This window comes from Schumannella sp. GW821-FHT10F01 (assembly GCF_058809295.1).
Genome location: NZ_JBXASM010000001.1, coordinates 145645 through 162751 on the forward strand (window position 1 = coordinate 145645; position 17107 = coordinate 162751).

Below are 17107 nucleotides of genomic sequence, written 5' to 3' on the forward strand. Positions count from 1 at the left end.
GCCGGGGCCAGCATCCGCTGGGATGAGCGCATGACCGACACGACCATCGCGACCGCCGCACCCGACCTCGCCGCCGTCGAGCACTTCGCCGCCCGGCTCCGCTTCGAGACCGACCCGAGCGACGTGCACGCGGCGCTGCAGGCCGGCGAGCGCTTCTCGTTCGTCGACGTGCGCAGCGTCGAGTCGTGGGACCAGGGCCACGCGGCCCAGGCCGTGCACCTGCCGCGCGCCGCGATCGCCGAGCGCGCGGCCGAGGTGCTGCCGCTCGACGTGCCGGTCGTCGTCTACTGCTGGAGCCCGGCCTGCAACGGCGGCACGAAGGCCGCGCTCGCCCTCGCCGAGCGCGGCTACCGGGTGCGCGAGATGCTCGGCGGCTTCGAGTACTGGGCGCGCGAGGGCTTCGACGTCGAGGACCGGAACGGGCCGGTGCCCGCGGTCATCGACCCGCTCGTCATGCCGGTCGCTGACGCCTGCGGCTGCTGACCCGCGACCTGCCGTCTCTGCCGACAGCGAAGGCCCCTTCCGTCGGAGCGCCGCGCCGCGTGGACTGAGCGCATGCGCATCCTGCTCCTCGGCGGCACGGCCCTCCTCGGCGCCCGGATCGCGACGGCGGCGCTCGCCCGCGGGCACGAGGTGGTCGCGGCGGCGCGCGGCGTCTCGGGTTCCGCACCGGCCGGCGTCCGGTTCGCCGTCGTCGACCGGGACCGCGACGACGGGCTCGCCGCGCTCGCGGAGGAGCGCTGGGATGCGGTCGTCGATCTGAGCCGGCAGCCCGGGCACGCCCGCCGGGCGGCTCGCGATCTCGCCCCGGTCGCCGGGCACGTCGTCTTCGTCTCGTCCGCGTCCGTCTACGCAGACCACTCGATGCTGTTCGACGACGAGACGGCGGCCACGCTGCCGCCGCTCGAGGCCGAGGTCTACGACGATCCGTCGGACTACGGCGCCGCGAAGGCCGCCGGCGAGTTCGCCTGGGCGACGGCGACGGACGGCCGGGCGTCGATCGTGCGCGCCGGGCTCATCGGCGGTCCCGGCGACGAGTCGGACCGCACCGGATGGTGGCCGTACCGGTTCGCGGCGCCCGCCGTGCCCGGCGGCGCGGTGCTCGTGCCCGACGCGGGGCACCCCGTCTCAGTGCTCGACGCGCGCGACCTCGCCGAGTGGATCGTGACGCTCGGCGAGAGCCGGGCGCCCGGACCGCGCGACGCCGTCGGCGAGGTGCTGCCGCTGCCGGAGCACCTCGCGCGAGCGGAGGCGGTCGGCGGCGTCGGCTGGGCGCTGCCGGCGGATCCGGACTGGCTCGCCGCGCACGACGTCTCGCCGTGGGCGGGCGTGCGCTCGCTGCCGCTCTGGCTGCCCGACGAGTCGATCGGGATGAACGCGCGGGCGGCACGGCTCGCCGCGGAGGCGGGACTCGTGACCCGTCCGCTCGAGGAGACGCTCGCCGACTCGCGGGACTGGCAGCTCGCGCGCGACGCGATCGCGCGGCGGTCCGGGCTCGACGACGGGACCGAGCGCGCGCTGCTCGCGGAGCTCGGCGCGGGCTAGGCGGCGACGACCCGGAGCGTGCAGGCCCGGGTCTCGGGCGTGAGCACCGCATCCGTCGAGGTGCGCCAGCGGCGGCCGTACTTCGCCTCGTACGCGGCGTCGACGGCGTCGAGCTCCGCGTCGTCGGTCACGTGCTCGAAGCGCGCGGCGACGCGCTCGCCGTCGAGCACGAAGCCGCCGCCGCCGGTGCGGAGGGCGCGCCGGTACCAGCCGCCACGATCGGCCCGCACGGAGCGGACGTAGGCGCCGTCGCCGGCGCCGACCGACCAGATGATCGTGGTCACCTCATCGCCGTCGCGCTTCGTCGTGGCGATGTCGACCTCGGTGTCGTCCGCGAGGTGCCGGGTCAGCGTGGCTGCGTCCATGACGCCACGCTACGCCCGGCAGTGAGGAACCTGCAGGGCGGGAATCCGACGCCCGGAGGACTGTTGACTGATCGCATGACCTCTCTCGACTTCGGACCTCTCGTGCTCGGCGGCAACACCTTCGGCTGGACCTCGGACCGGGAGGAGAGCTTCGCCGTGCTCGACGCCTTCGTGGCCGCCGGCGGGCGCTCGATCGACACCGCAGACGTGTACTCCGCGTGGGTGCCCGGCAACTCGGGCGGCGAGAGCGAGACGATCCTCGGCGAGTGGGTCGCGTCGCGCGGCCGCCGCGACGACGTCGTGATCGCCACGAAGGTGTTCTCGCTCGAGGCGCGTCCCGGGCTGTCGCCCGCGAACATCCGCGCCGCCGTCGACGACTCCCTCCGCCGGCTGCAGACCGACCACCTCGACCTCTACTACGCGCACCGCGACGACCAGGATGTGGCGCAGGAGGAGTACGTCGCCGCGTTCAGCCAGCTCGTCGCCGACGGCAAGATCCGCGAGGCCGGCGCCTCGAACTTCAGCCCCGAGCGCCTCCGCAGCGCCGTCGACATCGCGCGCGGCTCGGACCTCGTGCCGTTCACGGTCGCGCAGGACCCGTACAACCTCGTGCACCGCGACATCGAGGCGGCGACGGTGCCGGCGCTGCTCGACCTCGACGTCGTGGAGCTGCCGTACTCGGGTCTCGCGTCCGGCTTCCTCAGCGGCAAGTACCGCGCCGGCGTCAGCGTGGACTCCGCCCGTGCCGGCGGCGCCGCACGCTACCTCGATGACCCGCGGGCCGTCGCCCTGCTCGAGTCCGTCGACGGGATCGCGGCCGCACGCGGCGTGAGCGTCGCGGCCGTGGCGCTGGCCTGGCTCCGGCAGCAGCCCTCCGTCGCCGCGCCGATCGCCAGCGCCAGGACGACGGAGCAGCTGGCGGACCTCGTGCAGTCGTTCGAGCTGGAGCTCACGGCCGAGGAGCTCGCCGCGCTCGCCTGAACTCCGGCGGACCCGACGGCTGAGGAGGGCCGCCAGGCCCGTCTCGAAGCCCCCTGTCTGCAGACACGAGGCTTCGAGACGGGCGCCAGGGCGTCCTCCTCAGCCCGCGGGTTCTGTCCGCTACTCGGCCGCGGCGGACGTCACGATCTCGCGCCGCCCGGAGGGCAGCGCGAGCGCCACGATCGCGCCGACCAGCAGCACCGCGCCGCCGACGACCACGGCCGGCTGCGTCGCCGAGACGTACCCGTCGGCGGTGAGCGAGCCGCCGGCGCCGGTGAAGATCGCCGTCAGCACGGCGATGCCGAGCGCGGTGCCGAGCTCGCGGAGCGTGTTGTTCACGCCCGACGCCGTCGCGTGGTCGATCTCCGAGAGGCTGGAGAGCAGGGCGGTCGCCGACGGGGCGAACGTCAGCGCCATCCCGACCCCGGCCATGATGAACGGCGCCACCATCTCGGCGTACGGGGTGTCCGCACCCATGGTGACCGCGAGCCAGATCAGCGCGACGCCCTGCAGCACGAGCCCCGCGACGAGCAGGGTGCGGGTGCCGATGCGCGGAGCGAGGATACCGGCGATCGGGGCGACGATGACCGGTGCGAGCGTCCACGGCGTGGTCTGCACCGCGGCCTCGAGCGGCGTCGAGCCCTGCACGACCTGCAGGTACTGGATCAGCAGGAAGATCGCGCCGAACGCGCCGAAGCTGAACGTGAAGCCGACGACGTTCGTGACCGAGAACGATCGGTCGCGGAAGAGCCGCAGCGGCATCATCGGGGCGCGGGAGCGCAGCTGCCAGAGCACGAACGCCCCGAGCAGCACGGCGCCGGCGACGATCTCCGCGATCACGCCGAGCGAGTCCCAGCCGTCGTCGTTGCCGCGCACGATGGCGTGGACGAGCGCGAGCACGCCGGCGCCGGCGAGCACGACGCCGAGCAGGTCGATCGGCTTGCGCTCGCCGAACGCGTTCGGCAGCGCGAGCCAGGCGAGCGGGATCGCGATGATCGCGACGGGCACGTTGATCCAGAAGATGGCCTGCCAGTTCCAGCCCTCCATGATGGCGCCGCCGATGAGCGGGCCGAGCGCGACGCCGAGGCCGCTGACGCCGCCCCAGATGCCGATGGCGAGGGCACGGCGCTCGCGCGGGACGGAGCCGGTGAGCAGCGCGAGCGACAGCGGCAGCACGCCGGCGCCGCCGAAGCCCTGGATGGCGCGGGCGACGATGAGCTGCCAGGGCTCGGTCGAGAGCGCGGCGAGCGTCGAGCCGGCGCCGAAGACCGCGATGCCGATGATGAACACCGTGCGGCGGCCGAGGCGGTCGCCGAGCGCGGAGGCGAGCAGGATCGTCGACGCGAACGCGAGCGTGTACGCGTTGACGAACCACTGCAGCTCGTCGACGCCGGCGCCGAGCTTCTGGTGCAGCACCGGAAGCGCGTTGGTCATGACGAGGTTGTCGAGCGTCGCCATGAACATCGGCAGCGCCGACGCGATCAGGACGAGGGGGAGCGCGCGCAGCCGGCGCGTCGCGAGGGGAGCAGGCGGCTGCTCGAGGGTGGCGGTCATCTCGGACTCCGGATCAGTGTTGTTATCGGATGATTACTTCGACTCTGGCGACTGTAGTAATCGACTGATAACATGTCAAGCATGAGCTCCCCGACCATCACCGAGACCCGCACGGAGGGCACCGCGGCGAAGCGGATGTCGTCCGAGGAGCGTCGCGAGTCGATCCTCCTGGCGGCCATCGCCGTGTTCGGCGCGAAGGGCTACGAGGGGTCGACGACCGACGAGGTGGCGCGCGCGGCCGGCGTCAGCCAGCCCTACGTCGTCCGGCTGTTCGGCACCAAGGAGAAGCTGTTCCTCTCGGCCGCCCGCTGGGTCGTCGACCGCCTGCTCGCCGAATTCCGCGTCGCGATCGCCGACGAGTCGCCGCTGCCGGAGTTCGAGCACGACGGCGAGCTCGCCCCGTTCCACCTCAAGGCCAAGCGGATGGGCATCGCCTACGTCGACCTCCTGAAGGTGCGCGGCCTGCACCTCACGCTGCAGCAGTGCTTCATGCTCGGCGCCCACCCCGTGATCGGCCCCGTCTCGCGCGCCGCCTTCGCGGAGGTCTGGGACTTCGTGCGCCACGAGGCCGGCTTCAGCGCCGAGGAGGCGCACGGCTTCCTCTCGCAGGGCATGCTCATCACCACGCTGATCGGCCTCCGGGTCGTCGACGGCTACGGCGAGGATGCGTCGATGACCGAGATGCTGCGGATGTGCTTCCCCGAGTCGCTCGACGAGACCGTCGGGATGCTGCCGAAGGGCGACGAGCCCTGGTGAGGCGCTCGGCCGTAGGCTGAGCAGCGATGCAGAGCCGCGAGATCCGAGCCCACCGCAGCGACGAGGACCTGCCCCGCGAGCGCCAGCTCGCCTGGTGGATCGCCGAGGTCGCCGCCGATCCCGTCGACGTCGAGCCCGACGTCGCCGACATGGTCGTGAACCGCGTCATCGACAACGCCGCCGTCGCGGCCGCGAGCCTGCGCCGCGCCCCGGTCGTCGCCGCGCGAGGGCAGGCGGAGGCGCATCCCGCCGCGCGGAGCGGCAGCACCGTATTCGGCGTCGGCGGGCGCTTCGATCCGGCCTGGGCCGCCTGGGCGAACGGGGTCGCCGTGCGCGAGCTCGACTTCCACGACACGTTCCTCGCCGCCGAGTACTCCCATCCGGGCGACAACATCCCGCCGATCCTCGCCGTCGCCCAGCACGCCGGCCGCTCCGGCGCCGAGCTGCTGCGCGGCATCGCGACCGGCTACGAGATCCAGATCGACCTGGCCCGCGCGATCTCGCTGCACGCGCACAAGATCGACCACGTCGCCCACCTCGGCCCGAGCGCGGCGGCCGGCATCGGCACGCTCCTCGGCCTGCCCGTCGAGACGATCTATCAAGCCGTCGGCCAGGCGCTGCACACGACGACGGCGACCCGCCAGTCGCGCAAGGGCGAGATCTCGACCTGGAAGGCGTACGCGCCGGCGCTCGCCGGCAAGACCGCCGTGGAGGCCGTCGACCGCGCACTCCGCGGGCAGACCAGCCCCGCCCCGATCTACGAGGGCGAGGACGGCGTGATCGCCTGGCTGCTCGACGGCATGGACGGCCGCTACGACGTGGCGCTGCCCGGCGCCGGCGAGCGCAAGCGGGCCATCCTCGACAGCTTCACGAAGGAGCACAGCGCCGAGTACCAGGCACAGGCCTGGATCGATCTGGCTCGCCGACTCGGCGCCGAGCACCCCGAGCTGCGCGACCCGGAGCGGGTGCGCAGCATCGTGCTGCACACCAGCCACCACACGCACTACGTGATCGGGTCGGGCGCGAACGACCCGCAGAAGTACGATCCGCACGCGAGCCGCGAGACGCTCGATCACTCGATCCCGTACATCGTCGCGGTCGCGCTGCAGGACGGACGCTGGCACCACGCCGACTCCTACGCGCCGGAGCGCGCCGCCCGGCCCGACACCGTCGCGCTCTGGCAGCGCATCACGACGGCGGAGGACCCGGAGTGGACCCGCCGCTACCACTCGACCGACCCGGCCGAGCAGGCGTTCGGCGGCCGGCTCGAGGCCGAGCTGGCGGACGGCACGCGGATCGTCGACGAGATCGCCGTCGCCGACGCGCATCCGCTCGGCGCCCGGCCGTTCGCCCGCGCCGACTACGTGCGCAAGTTCGAGCAGCTCGCCGCCGACGTGCTCGCGCCCGCCGAGATCGCGCGGTTCCTCGACACCGCCCAGCGGCTTCCGGAGCTGTCGGCCGAGGAGCTCGGCGGCCTCACCATCACCGCGGAGGGACTGCCCGCCGCCCCGGCCGGGCTGTTCTGAGCCCCAGACGAGAGGGAGGACCGCCGTGCTGCAGTCGACGCTCACCGCGACCGCGAAGCGGAAGGACCTGCGGGCGAAGCTCGCCGGCTCCGAGATCGTGCGGATGCCCGGCGCCTTCACGCCGCTCAGCGCCCCGATCATCCAGGAGAAGGGCTTCGAGGGCGTCTACATCTCCGGCGCCGTCATGTCGAACGAGCTCGGGCTGCCGGACATCGGCCTCACGACGCTCACCGAGGTCGCGACCCGCGCCGCGCAGATCTCGCGGATGACCGACCTGCCGACGCTCGTCGACGCGGACACCGGCTTCGGCGAGCCGATGAACGTCGCGCGCACGGTGCAGGCGCTCGAGGACGCCGGTGTCGCCGCGCTCCACATCGAGGACCAGGTCAACCCGAAGCGCTGCGGCCACCTCGACGGCAAGGAGGTCGTCGACGAGACGACCGCCCTGAACCGGATCCGGGCCGCCGTGCAGGCCCGCCGCGACCCCGAGCTGGTCATCATGGCGCGCACCGACATCCGCGGGGTCGCCGGGATGGATGCCGCGCTCGACCGGGCGCACAAGCTCGTCGAGGCGGGTGCCGACGCGATCTTCCCGGAGGCGATGGCCTCCCTCGACGAGTTCGCCGCGATGCGCGCCGCCGTCGACGTGCCGATCCTGGCCAACATGACCGAGTTCGGCAAGAGCGACCTCTACACCGTGCAGCAGCTCGCCGACGTCGGCGTCGACCTCGTCATCTTCCCGGTGTCGCTGCAGCGGCTCGCGATGGGCGCCATCGAGCGGGGCCTCGACGCGCTCGTCGCCGAGGGCTCGCTGCAGAGCCAGGTGCCGGCGATGCAGACCCGGGCGCGGCTCTACGAGGTCGTCGACTACGCGGGCTACTCCGCGTTCGACGACGGCGTCTTCACCTTCGACCTCTCGACGAACAGGAGCGGCCAGTGACCGAGACCGAGATCAAGAAGGGGCTCGCGGGCGTCGTCGTCGACGTCACGTCGGTCTCCAAGGTCAATCCGGAGACCAACTCGCTGCTGTACCGCGGCTATCCGGTGCAGGAGCTCGCGGCCTCGTGCAACGCCGAGCAGGTCGCGTGGCTGCTGTGGCACGGCGAGCTGCCCTCCGACGACGAGCTCGCCGGGCTCGAGCGCGACGAGCGCGCCCAGCGCGCGCTGACCGACGAGGTGCGCGACGTGATCGACGCGTGCCCGACGACCGCGCATCCGATGGACGTCGTCCGCACGGCCGTCAGCCTGCTCGGTGCGCAGCATCCGGAGGCCGGCGACTCCAGCCCGGAGGCCGACCTCCGCAAGGCGGTCTCGCTCTGGGCCGCCATCCCGGCGGTCGTCGCGTACGACCAGCGCCGCCGCCACGGCCTCGAGCTGATCGCGCCGCGCGACGACCTCGACTGGTCGCGCAACTTCCTCTGGATGACGTTCGGCGAGGAGCCGGACGACACCGCGGCCGACGTGTTCCGGGTCTCGGCGATCCTCTACGCCGAGCACTCGTTCAACGCCTCGACGTTCACGGCGCGGGTGGTCACCTCGACGCTCGCGGACCTCCACTCCGCGGTGACGGCGGCGATCGGCGCGCTGAAGGGGCCGCTGCACGGCGGCGCGAACGAGGCCGTCATGCACGTCTTCGACGAGATCGGCTCGGCCGACGGCGCGGAGGCGTGGCTCGACGCCGCGCTCGCCGAGAAGCGCAAGATCATGGGCTTCGGCCACCGTGTCTACAAGAACGGCGACTCGCGCGTGCCGACGATGAAGGCCGCACTCGACCGGCTCGTCGAGGCGGGCGTCGACGGGCGCCCGGAGGGCGGCGCCGAGCCGCAGGCGCTGCTCGACCTCTACGAGGCGCTCGAGTCGGCGATGCAGGAGCGCAAGAACATCAAGCCGAACCTCGACTATCCGTCCGGTCCGGCGTACCACCTGCTCGGCTTCGACACCGAGACGTTCACGCCGCTGTTCGTCGCGGCACGGATCGTCGGCTGGACCGCGCACATCCGCGAGCAGCTCGCCGCGAACGCGCTGATCCGCCCGCTGTCCGAGTACGTGGGCCCGGACGAGCGCCACCTGAGCTAGGGGCGCGCCCGAGGACTACAGCTCGAGCTGCTTGCGGGCCTGCGGCGGGCCGGCCAGCTGGAGGATCAGCGAGATGTGCTCCCACATCCCGCCGAGCTGCAGGTGGTCGGCGGTCGGCGGCCCGCCGAGCGCGAGCAGCGGCACGAAGCCGTAGCACTGGTCGGGGCCCGGGATGCCGCCCGCCCGCGCCGCGGCCGGGTACGGCTGACGTGCGAGGAGCGTGTCGAGCCCGTCGGCGGTCTGCAGGGCGGCCAGGAACGCGGGCGTCGCGCCGACGTCCGTGATGTCGATGACGCCCCAGCGGAACAGCACGACCCACCACCGGTCGCCGACCCAGGCGACGAGGTCGCCGAGACCGGTCGTGAACACGACCGTGCCGCCGTCGGGGAATCCGATGAGCCCCTCGAGCATCGCGTCCGCGCGGTCCGGGTCGACCAGTCGCAGGAAGCCGTCGTCGCCGAGGTAGCCGGTGCCGTGCTCCCGCCAGGCCTCGACGATCTCGCCGGGCACGCGTCCGACCCGGCCGGCGATGGTCTCCTCCGCCAGCACGCCGGTGGTCGTGACGTGCGCGAAGACGCTCACTCGCCCGCCTCGAAGGTCTCGCGCGGCACGCCGGCCGCGACCAGCGGTGCGACGATGAGCTCGAACTCGGCGTCGTCGACGGCGTCGCGCGAGATGATCGCGAGGGCGCTCGCCTCGACGATCCCGGAGGCGGTCATCATCCCCCGAGCGTCGACGGACTTCAGCACGTCGACGCGCTCGCGCAGGGCCTCGAGCGTCGCCTTGCTCAGCGCCGAGGAGACGGACGCCGACGCCTTCGGCTTCTTGCGCGCGTCGAGGTAGCCGGTCTTCAGCGTCGACGCGCGCGTCTCGAACGCGGCGGCCCAGCCGGCGGCGTCGATCGACGACACGGCCTGCAGGAGGGCGCGGACGGGGGCGGGGAGGATCTCGCTGGCCACGGGTCCAGGCTATCTAGCGCAGGTTCACGTTCAGGTGGATGTACGGCAGCAGCGAGGGATCGATGCCCTGCGTCGCCGCGTCGACCTCGTCGTAGAGGTCGCCGATCCGGGTGTTCCACTGGCTGCCGAGCGAGGAGTTGATGCCGGAGTCGCCGAGCCCGTCGAAGCGGTCGGGACGGCCGCCGGCCACCTGGTCGGGCCCGTGGAGCACGGCCTGGCCGTCGCCGGGCACGCCGCCGGCGTCGATGCGAGCCTGGCGCTGCTCGGCGGCGCCCATGCGGCCGTTGCCGGTCTCGGCCGCCATCTCCTGGTAGTGGTTCACGTTGTGCTGCCACTCGGCGACCGAGAGGTCGTTCGCACCGGCGTTCTGCAGCTGCAGCTGGCGCTGGAACTCGGCCGCGTCGTGGTTCGGGTTCATCGTGAAGTCGACGTCGATCGGCTCGCGCATCTGGAACGTGCCGTCGGGCAGCTGCACGATCGGCGCATCCGGCCCGGACGCCATCTGCTCGAGCTGGTGGCGCTGGGCGGCGCTGAGCTCAGCCGGGATGTCGTAGCCGCGCATCGTCGTGGTGCCGCCGTCGGGCATCCGGGTCGGGGCATCGTCCGCCGCCCGGACGGGCGAGCTCTTGCCGTGGAGCGCCTTGTCGACGACGCTCTTGAACTTCGTCAGCAGCTCGTCGACCTTGGAGAGGAGTCCCCGCAGCGCCTTGACCGACTCGAGCAGCTCCTTGAGCTTGCCGCCGATCTTCGCGACGAGCGACGAGACGCGGGTGGAGACCTGCTCGATGATCCACGGTGTCGCGAGGCCGAGTGAGAACACGGCCTCCGCCGCCCACGAGATGGCGGAGCCGACGATCTGGGCGATCGCGTCGCGCACCAGGTCGTGCACGACCTGCACGATGGTGGAGGCGATCCCGAGTCCGGCCGAGAACGCCGACGAGAGCCCGCCGGCCATGACGATGTGCTGGCCGGCCTCGCGCTGGAACGCGCGGTAGGCGTCCATGGTCGCGCCGGCCTGGCCCTCGACGTCCTGCACGATGCGCGTCAGCTCCTCGCCGGAGCTGGTGAGCTGCTGCGCGATGTTCGCCCAGGTCTGCGAGAACGCCTGCACCTCGCCGGCGTCGCCGGTGAGGTCGTTGAGCCAGCCCTTGAGCGGCTCGAGGTGGTCCATCAGCCAGCCGAGCCCGTGGGCGATCAGGCTGCCGAGCGGGTCGGAGACGGTCGCCGCGACGTCGAGCGCGGTGGTGAAGGCGGCGACGCCGCCCATGACCCAGTCGCCGGACTCGACGGCCTGCTTGAGCTGGGCGCCGTCGTCGAGGAGGCTGGCGCCGCTGAACGCGGTCGCGGTGTCGACGGGTGCCGCCACGAGGGGGTTGTCGGCCACGCCGTCACCGTCCTTCCGAACCGGGTCTGAAACCAGAGGGATCGTCAATCCCATCTCCATGGTAGCCCTGAGCGCGGCGTCCGTCGACCCAGGATCGAGATTTCCTCTACTCGGATCCGAACGTCGCGTCGACGGTCTCGTGCGCGAACGCGAGCGCGTCCGGCTCTCGGCCCTCGGACTCCGCTGCGAGGACGGCGAACGCCCAGATGCGGCGCAGCTCGTCATCCGCGCCGTCCGGCATCGACGTCGCCGCCTCGACCACCTCGCGCCAGCTCCCCGCGCCGTCGTAGGAGGCCGGTGGGGCGCCGAGCGCGGCCGCGATCTCGTCGCGGCGTCCGTCCAGGTCGGCGGAGGTCGACGCGTCGAGCAGCCCGATGCTGTCGAGCACGTAGGCGTCGAGCGCCCGGGTGCGGACCCCGTCGGCGTAGCGGTCGCTCACGGCCGTCTCCTCGTGCTGCTCGTGCGGGGCCCGGGCTCAGGCCTGGGCGTTCCGGCGCCACTCGTCGAGCTCGGCCTGGGCCTTCGCGTCGAGCGTGGCGGTGGCCGATCCGCCGGCGCCGGCGGAGCCACCAGTGCCGCCGGCACCGGTGAGGGCGTCGACCGAGGCCGTCGAGCCGCTGAGGCGGTACTCGCCGTCGACCTTCTGGATGCCCGAGTCCAACCCGGCCGCGATCGTGTCGAGCTTCGCGCGATCCGCCTGGCTCAGGCCGGTCGGCGCCGCGAAGTCGGTGGTCGAGCCGACCTTGTAGTCGTCCGGCCGCGTGACCGTCTGGTCGGCGGTGACGGTCGTCAGCGTCGGCTTCTCGACCTTCGCGGTGCCGGGCACGACGCCCGAGACCACCGACTTGAGCTGGTCGAACAGCGAGGTGAGCTGTCCCCAGAGCTGCTGCAGGGTCTTGATCGACTCGAGCAGCTTCTTCAGCGGGCCCATCACCTTGTTCACCAGGGTGCGCACCTTGTTGATCACCTGCGCGATCACGAACGGCATGCCGAGGCCGAGCGTGGCCATCGCCTCCGCGACCCACTGGATGGCGGCCGAGACGAGCTCGGAGAACGCCTTCTTCACGAGGTCGTGCACGATCGTGACGATCTTCGAGGCGCCCGCCATGCCGGCCGAGATGCCCTGCGCCCACTGCGCCGCGCCCTTGACGTGCTCGGCGGCCTGCGTCTGGTACTCGCGGTAGGCCTCGACGACCGCGCCGGCCTGGCTGTCGACATCCGACACGAGCCGCTCGAGGTCGGAGCCGGACTGCGCCAGCTTGCCGGACATCGCGGCCCACGACTGCGCGTGCTTCTGCACCTCGCCCGGGTCGCCCGCGAGGGCCTCGAGCCAGCCCTTCAGCGGCTGCATGTGCTCGAGCAGCCAGCCGAGGCCGGCGCCGACGAGCGTGCCCACCGGGTCGGCGGCCGCGTCGAGCGCGTCGTCGATGAGGTCGAACGCGGCCATGCCGCCGGAGACCCAGTCGCCGTTGTCGAGCGCGGTGCTGAGCTTCTTGCCGTCGGAGAGCAGCTTCGATCCGCCGAAGGCGGCGCCGGTCGCACCGGCCGTGGTCGTGGCGGTCGCCGTCGCGGTGGCCATCGGACTACTTCTCCAGGCCGGACTGGATCTGCTTGACGTCCGCGATGATCGCGTCCTCGGTCGTCGTGAAGTCGGTCACGACGCCCTTGAGCTCCGTGGAGGAGCGCTTCACCATGTCCTCGGCGGAGGAGATGGCGCTCATCGCCATGCTCGCGACCATCGAGGCGGCCGGCACGAGGAACGCGCACATGACGCCGAACGCGCCGCCGGCCATGTTGGTCGACCCGCCGGCGCTGCGCGCCACGCCGATGTCGCTGGCGACCTGGTCGACGCGCGCGGCGTGCGCCGCGATCAGGTCGGGGTCGATGGTGATCGTCTCAGCCATGTTCTTCTCCTCGAGGGACCCGGCGGGGGCCGGGGGTCGGATCAGTTCTTCTGCAGACCTTCGTCGGTGATGATCGGGCGGGCGACCTCGGCACGGAGGCGGTCCACGACCATGGAGTCCTCGCCGAACACCTCGGCGGCGAGCGCGATCGACTGGTCGCCGGCATTGCGGCGGGCCTGCTCGACCGTGGTGACCACGAGGCGCGCGAGATCGCGGGGGTTGAGCTCCATCCCGGACTCGGAGATGTCGAGATCGACCATGCGGCCGCTGACGTCGACGGTCACCGTGACCTCGCGGCGCGGCGACTGCGCCTGGCCGCGGACGGACTCCACCTGCTCGCGCATCGCTGACGCGCGGACCGCGCGCTCCTGCGCCTCCTTGATCTGAGCGTTGACCCGGGCGATCGCGGCGTCCGGGTCGCCCCAGGCGGAGGGGAAATCGCTCATTCCTCAACTATATCCGTCCCGGAGTCCGTGGCAACCCGGAGACGGGTCGGATCGCGGGAGCCGAGCGGCATCGCGGAGCCTGTGAACCCGGCCACCCCCGGGCGCGTTCTCTCCGGTGAGGGGAGGATGAGGCCATGTCCCGCATCGTCGCCGTCGCGCCCGTGCTGCCCGAGCACTCCGCGGCGCAGGCGGACATCACCGCTGAGCTCGCCGACGTGCTCGGCCTCGACGCGCGGCACCGCGCCGTCTTCGAGCGGATGCACGCCTCCGCCGGCATCGCGACGCGCTCCACGGTGCTGCCCCTCGAGGACTACCGCGGGCTCGGCGGCTTCGACCAGGCGAACCGGATCTGGACCGAGGCGGGCACCGCGCTCGCCGCCCGCGCCGTGCGGAACGCGCTCGACGCGGTCGGCCTCGAGCCGCAGCAGGTCGACCACCTCTTCTTCACCTCCGTCACCGGTGCGGCGGCCCCCTCCATCGACTCCCGGCTCGCCGGCGAGCTCGGCTTCCGCCGCGACCTCAAGCGCATCCCGTCGTTCGGGCTCGGGTGCGTGGCCGGTGCGGCGGGCATCGCGCGCGTGCACGACTACCTGGAGGGGCATCCGCGCGACGTCGCGCTCGTCGTGGCGCTGGAGCTCTGCTCGCTCACGCTGCAGCGCGACGACGACTCGGTAGCGAACGCGGTCGCGAGCGGGCTGTTCGGCGACGGGGCGGCCGCCGTGGTCGTCGTCGGCGACGAGCGGGCCGTCGAGCTCGGCCTCCCCGGCGCCGACGTCGTCGCGACGCTCTCGAGCCTCTACCCCGACAGCGCGAGCGTGCTCGGCTTCGACCTCGGCGGTTCGGGCTTCCGGATCGTGCTCACGGCGGAGGTCAGCGGGGCCATCGCCGCGAACTTCCCCGGCGACGTGCGACGGCTGCTCGACGGCGCGGGGCTCGGCGTCGGCGACATCGGCGCGTGGATCGCGCATCCGGGCGGCCCGCGCGTGCTCGAGGCATTCGAGAGCTCGATCGGCGCACCGGACGGCGCGTTCGCGGCGAGCTGGGACTCGCTGCGGCGGGTCGGCAACCTGTCGTCGGCCTCCGTGCTGCACGTGCTCGCCGACTCCTGGCAGCAGGATCCCGGCACACGCGGCCTGCTGTTCGCGCTGGGGCCTGGCGTGACCAGCGAGGTCGTGCTGCTGGACTGGGTGGCCTAGTGCCCGTGTCCGCGGCGCTCTACGCCGTGCTGCTGGTGCTCGTCGGGGTGGAGCGGCTCAACGAGCTGCGGATCTCGCGCCGCAACGCCGCCGCGGCGTTCGCTCGCGGCGGCACCGAGCACGGCCGCCGGCACTTCCCCTGGATGGTCGCCTTGCACACCGGGCTGCTGGCGGGCGCCATCGCCGAGGTGCTGCTGCTCGACCGGCCCTTCCTCCCCGCGCTCGGTTGGCCCATGCTCGCCGTCGCGCTCGGCTGCCAGGCCGCGCGGCTGTGGATCATCCGCTCGCTCGGTACGCAGTGGAACACCCGGGTCATCGTCGTCCCGGGTGCCGACCGGGTGCGGCGCGGCCCGTACCGCTGGGCGTGGCTGCCGCATCCGAACTACGTCGTCGTCGTGATCGAGGGCATCGCGCTGCCGCTGGTGCACACGGCGTGGATCACGGCGATCGCGTTCACCGTGCTCAACGCGGTGCTGCTCCTCGCCTTCCGCATCCCCGTCGAGGACCGCGCGCTGCGTGCGCTCGGCTCGGCCGGATCCGACAGCCCGTCGACGAGTCGCGGCAGCGGGGCTACGGTGCGTCCGTGAGCAGGATGCCGGGGGCGGATGCCGACCTCCTCATCGTCGGCGGCGGGCCGGTGGGGCTCGTCGCGGCCCTGGAGGCCCGGCGCGCGGGGCTCGACGTGATCGTGATCGAGCCGCGCACCACTCCGATCGACAAGGCGTGCGGCGAAGGCCTGATGCCCGGCGCCGTGCCCGTGCTCGGTCGTCTCGGGGTGCGGCCGCACGGGATGGCGCTGCGCGGCGTGCGCTACGCCGACGGACGGCGCTCGGTCGAGCACCGCTTCGCGGCCGGATCCGTCGGCCTCGGGGTGCGCCGCACGGCGCTGCAGGCCGAGCTCGCCCTACGCGCCGACGAGGCGGGCGTGCGCCGGGTCACCGCGAAGGTCGACGCGCTGCGGCAGGACGCGGACGGCGTGACGGCGGCCGGACTGCGCGCGGCCTGGCTGCTCGGCTGCGACGGCCTCCACTCGACCGTGGCGCGGCTGGTCGGACTCGAGGCGCCCGCCCCGCGCGGTCGTCGCCGGTTCGGGCTGCGGCGGCACGTGCGCATGGAGCCGTGGAGCGAGCTCATCGAGGTGCACTGGACGCCGGCCGGCGAGCTCTACGTGACGCCCGTCGACGACCGGGTGGTCGGCATCGCCGCGCTCGTGCGGCAGGGCGGGTCGCTCGGCGACGTGCTCGCCGGCGCGCCGGAGGTGGCAGAGCGCATCCGCGACGCGCCAGAGGCGAGCGGGCTGGCCGGCGCCGGGCCGTTCCGGCGGCGGGTGCGCGGGGTCGTCCGAGGCCGCGTGCTGCTCGCGGGCGACGCGGCCGGCTACGTCGACGCGATCACGGGGGAGGGCCTGCGGCTCGGGTTCTCGCAGGCCGCCGCCGCGGTGGCGCGCGTGTACTCGGGGCAGCCCGGGCGGTATCCGGCGGACGTGCGAGCGCTCGGCGCGGAGTCGCGGCGGCTCACCTCCGCGCTGGCCTGGGCCGCGAGCTCGCCGCTGCGCGGCGCGATCGTGCCGACGGCCGCGCGGCTGCCGAGCGTGTTCGGCGCGGCGGTCGACGCGCTCGCGAGGTGAGGGCGGGCGATCAGCCGGCCGGCAGCCCGAGCTCGCGGCGCAGTCCGGCCGCGTCGTCGACGACGGCCACCGCCCCGACCGCCTCGGCCGGGGCGCCGTACCCCCAGGTCACGAACACCGTCGGCACGCCGTGCGCCGCAGCGCCCTCGACGTCGTGGATGCGGTCGCCGATCATGATCGGCCGCGACAGGTCGGCGCCGTCGGCCTCGAGGCGGCGCAGGGCCTCGGCCACGACATCCGCCTTCGCGCTCCGCACCTCGTCCTCGCTCGCGCCGGTGAGCTCGTCGAACGCGTCGAGCACCTCGAGGCGCCCGAGGATCGCGCTCGCGAGGCTCTCCGGCTTCGAGGTCGCGAGGCTCAGCGCGAGGCCGGCGGGGCGGATGGCGCGGAGCACGTCGAGCACGCCGGGGTACGGCGACGCGTCGAACACCCCGTCGCCCTTATAGATCTCGCGGTAGATGTCGAGCGCACGGCGCGACTGCTCGGCGTCGAACCCGGCGAGGTCGCGGAACGAGTCGAGGATCGGCGGCCCCACCCACTCGAGCAGCTTCGCGGGCGACGGCACCGGCAGGCCCATCCGCTGGAAGGTGAGGGCGAGCGACGCGGTGATGCCCGGCGCGGAGTCGACGATCGTGCCGTCGAGATCGAACAGGACGGCGGTGTACGGGAGGGGCTCGGGCATGGCGCGCTCAGCCTAGGGCGCGCGGATGTCCGTCCGATCCGCCCAGTCCGCGGGTCACCGGGGCTTCGACGGGCTCAGCCATCCGAGGGGCGGCTCGGTCATCCGA

General features: G+C 73.2%; 20 protein-coding genes. 10 read left to right on the plus strand and 10 right to left on the minus strand.

Annotated elements, in window-relative coordinates; genetic code table 11:
• Positions 1 to 30 precede the first annotated feature (30 nt).
• A complete protein-coding gene (locus AC1RSJ_RS00775; RefSeq protein WP_493116408.1) occupies positions 31 to 483 on the plus strand; it encodes a rhodanese-like domain-containing protein in 453 nt (150 codons plus the stop codon).
• A 72-nt stretch (positions 484 to 555) separates the two neighbouring features.
• Positions 556 to 1545, plus strand: coding sequence for an NAD-dependent epimerase/dehydratase family protein (locus AC1RSJ_RS00780; protein WP_493116409.1), 990 nt, complete (start codon positions 556 to 558; stop codon positions 1543 to 1545).
• Here AC1RSJ_RS00780 and AC1RSJ_RS00785 read toward each other — a convergent pair.
• Entirely contained in the window at positions 1542 to 1910 is a 369-nt protein-coding gene (locus AC1RSJ_RS00785; RefSeq protein WP_493116410.1) for a DUF2255 family protein, read from the minus strand. The genes AC1RSJ_RS00780 and AC1RSJ_RS00785 overlap by 4 nt on opposite strands.
• 75 nt (positions 1911 to 1985) lie before the next feature.
• On the opposite strand from AC1RSJ_RS00785, the gene AC1RSJ_RS00790 reads away from it, so the two are divergent.
• Positions 1986 to 2891: an aldo/keto reductase gene (locus tag AC1RSJ_RS00790; RefSeq protein WP_493116411.1), complete on the plus strand. Its 906-nt coding sequence runs from the start codon at positions 1986 to 1988 to the stop codon at positions 2889 to 2891.
• 120 nt (positions 2892 to 3011) lie between these two features.
• Here the strand turns inward: AC1RSJ_RS00790 and AC1RSJ_RS00795 are convergent, their stop codons facing one another.
• A complete protein-coding gene (locus AC1RSJ_RS00795; RefSeq protein ID WP_493116412.1) occupies positions 3012 to 4445 on the minus strand; it encodes a DHA2 family efflux MFS transporter permease subunit in 1434 nt (477 codons plus the stop codon).
• 81 nt (positions 4446 to 4526) lie between these two features.
• Here AC1RSJ_RS00795 and AC1RSJ_RS00800 point away from each other — a divergent pair, with 81 nt between their 5' ends.
• From AC1RSJ_RS00800 to AC1RSJ_RS00815, 4 genes are read left to right on the plus strand one after another with little or no spacing between them, the layout of a single operon-like run.
• Positions 4527 to 5201, plus strand: coding sequence for a TetR/AcrR family transcriptional regulator (locus tag AC1RSJ_RS00800; RefSeq protein ID WP_493116413.1), 675 nt, complete (start codon positions 4527 to 4529; stop codon positions 5199 to 5201).
• Positions 5202 to 5227: 26 nt separating this feature from the next.
• Positions 5228 to 6727, plus strand: coding sequence for an MmgE/PrpD family protein (locus AC1RSJ_RS00805; protein ID WP_493116414.1), 1500 nt, complete (start codon positions 5228 to 5230; stop codon positions 6725 to 6727).
• A 25-nt stretch (positions 6728 to 6752) separates the two neighbouring features.
• Positions 6753 to 7667 (plus strand): methylisocitrate lyase, encoded by a 915-nt coding sequence (prpB, locus tag AC1RSJ_RS00810; protein WP_493116415.1) that lies wholly within the window; start codon positions 6753 to 6755, stop codon positions 7665 to 7667.
• A complete protein-coding gene (locus AC1RSJ_RS00815; protein WP_493116416.1) occupies positions 7664 to 8803 on the plus strand; it encodes a bifunctional 2-methylcitrate synthase/citrate synthase in 1140 nt (379 codons plus the stop codon). The genes prpB and AC1RSJ_RS00815 overlap by 4 nt, the downstream gene beginning before the upstream one ends.
• A gap of 15 nt (positions 8804 to 8818) precedes the next feature.
• Here the strand turns inward: AC1RSJ_RS00815 and AC1RSJ_RS00820 are convergent, their stop codons facing one another.
• From AC1RSJ_RS00820 to AC1RSJ_RS00850, 7 genes are all read right to left on the minus strand, one after another.
• A complete protein-coding gene (locus tag AC1RSJ_RS00820) occupies positions 8819 to 9385 on the minus strand; it encodes a T6SS immunity protein Tdi1 domain-containing protein (RefSeq protein WP_493116417.1) in 567 nt (188 codons plus the stop codon).
• A complete protein-coding gene (locus tag AC1RSJ_RS00825; RefSeq protein ID WP_493116418.1) occupies positions 9382 to 9762 on the minus strand; it encodes a hypothetical protein in 381 nt (126 codons plus the stop codon). Before AC1RSJ_RS00825 ends, AC1RSJ_RS00820 begins: the two co-directional genes overlap by 4 nt.
• Positions 9763 to 9775: 13 nt before the next feature.
• A complete protein-coding gene (locus AC1RSJ_RS00830; protein ID WP_493116419.1) occupies positions 9776 to 11146 on the minus strand; it encodes a polymorphic toxin type 15 domain-containing protein in 1371 nt (456 codons plus the stop codon).
• Positions 11147 to 11252: 106 nt separating this feature from the next.
• The gene (locus AC1RSJ_RS00835) at positions 11253 to 11585 is read right to left on the minus strand and encodes a hypothetical protein (RefSeq protein ID WP_493116420.1); all 333 of its coding nucleotides are present in this window, start codon (positions 11583 to 11585) and stop codon (positions 11253 to 11255) included.
• A 36-nt stretch (positions 11586 to 11621) separates the two neighbouring features.
• Entirely contained in the window at positions 11622 to 12725 is a 1104-nt protein-coding gene (locus AC1RSJ_RS00840; protein WP_493116421.1) for a hypothetical protein, read from the minus strand.
• Positions 12726 to 12729: 4 nt separating this feature from the next.
• Positions 12730 to 13050, minus strand: coding sequence for a hypothetical protein (locus AC1RSJ_RS00845; protein WP_493116422.1), 321 nt, complete (start codon positions 13048 to 13050; stop codon positions 12730 to 12732).
• A 41-nt stretch (positions 13051 to 13091) separates the two neighbouring features.
• Positions 13092 to 13496, minus strand: a complete 405-nt coding sequence (locus tag AC1RSJ_RS00850; protein ID WP_493116423.1) for a YbaB/EbfC family nucleoid-associated protein — start codon at positions 13494 to 13496, stop codon at positions 13092 to 13094.
• A 134-nt stretch (positions 13497 to 13630) separates the two neighbouring features.
• Between AC1RSJ_RS00850 and AC1RSJ_RS00855 the strand changes: the two genes are divergently transcribed.
• The 3 genes from AC1RSJ_RS00855 to AC1RSJ_RS00865 are packed head-to-tail and all read left to right on the plus strand — an operon-like array spanning position 13631 to position 16319.
• Positions 13631 to 14692, plus strand: a complete 1062-nt coding sequence (locus AC1RSJ_RS00855; RefSeq protein ID WP_493116424.1) for a type III polyketide synthase — start codon at positions 13631 to 13633, stop codon at positions 14690 to 14692.
• A gap of 5 nt (positions 14693 to 14697) precedes the next feature.
• A complete protein-coding gene (locus tag AC1RSJ_RS00860; protein WP_493116425.1) occupies positions 14698 to 15279 on the plus strand; it encodes an isoprenylcysteine carboxyl methyltransferase family protein in 582 nt (193 codons plus the stop codon).
• A 5-nt stretch (positions 15280 to 15284) separates the two neighbouring features.
• On the plus strand, positions 15285 to 16319 hold the full coding sequence (locus AC1RSJ_RS00865; protein ID WP_493116837.1) for an NAD(P)/FAD-dependent oxidoreductase: 1035 nt from the start codon (positions 15285 to 15287) through the stop codon (positions 16317 to 16319).
• Between the two features lie 10 nt (positions 16320 to 16329).
• Here AC1RSJ_RS00865 and AC1RSJ_RS00870 read toward each other — a convergent pair whose 3' ends face one another.
• Complete coding sequence (locus AC1RSJ_RS00870; RefSeq protein ID WP_493116426.1) at positions 16330 to 17001, minus strand: HAD hydrolase-like protein; 672 nt, start codon at positions 16999 to 17001, stop codon at positions 16330 to 16332.
• Positions 17002 to 17107 lie beyond the last annotated feature (106 nt).

Coding starts and splice junctions, on each gene's coding strand:
- AC1RSJ_RS00775 (WP_493116408.1), top strand. CDS start 31: ATGACCGACACGACCATCGCGACCGCCGCACCCGACCTCGCCGCCGTC.
- AC1RSJ_RS00780 (WP_493116409.1), top strand. CDS start 556: ATGCGCATCCTGCTCCTCGGCGGCACGGCCCTCCTCGGCGCCCGGATC.
- AC1RSJ_RS00785 (WP_493116410.1), bottom strand. CDS start 1,910: ATGGACGCAGCCACGCTGACCCGGCACCTCGCGGACGACACCGAGGTC.
- AC1RSJ_RS00790 (WP_493116411.1), top strand. CDS start 1,986: ATGACCTCTCTCGACTTCGGACCTCTCGTGCTCGGCGGCAACACCTTC.
- AC1RSJ_RS00795 (WP_493116412.1), bottom strand. CDS start 4,445: ATGACCGCCACCCTCGAGCAGCCGCCTGCTCCCCTCGCGACGCGCCGG.
- AC1RSJ_RS00800 (WP_493116413.1), top strand. CDS start 4,527: ATGAGCTCCCCGACCATCACCGAGACCCGCACGGAGGGCACCGCGGCG.
- AC1RSJ_RS00805 (WP_493116414.1), top strand. CDS start 5,228: ATGCAGAGCCGCGAGATCCGAGCCCACCGCAGCGACGAGGACCTGCCC.
- AC1RSJ_RS00840 (WP_493116421.1), bottom strand. CDS start 12,725: ATGGCCACCGCGACGGCGACCGCCACGACCACGGCCGGTGCGACCGGC.
- AC1RSJ_RS00845 (WP_493116422.1), bottom strand. CDS start 13,050: ATGGCTGAGACGATCACCATCGACCCCGACCTGATCGCGGCGCACGCC.
- AC1RSJ_RS00850 (WP_493116423.1), bottom strand. CDS start 13,496: ATGAGCGATTTCCCCTCCGCCTGGGGCGACCCGGACGCCGCGATCGCC.
- AC1RSJ_RS00855 (WP_493116424.1), top strand. CDS start 13,631: ATGTCCCGCATCGTCGCCGTCGCGCCCGTGCTGCCCGAGCACTCCGCG.
- AC1RSJ_RS00865 (WP_493116837.1), top strand. CDS start 15,285: ATGCCGGGGGCGGATGCCGACCTCCTCATCGTCGGCGGCGGGCCGGTG.
- AC1RSJ_RS00870 (WP_493116426.1), bottom strand. CDS start 17,001: ATGCCCGAGCCCCTCCCGTACACCGCCGTCCTGTTCGATCTCGACGGC.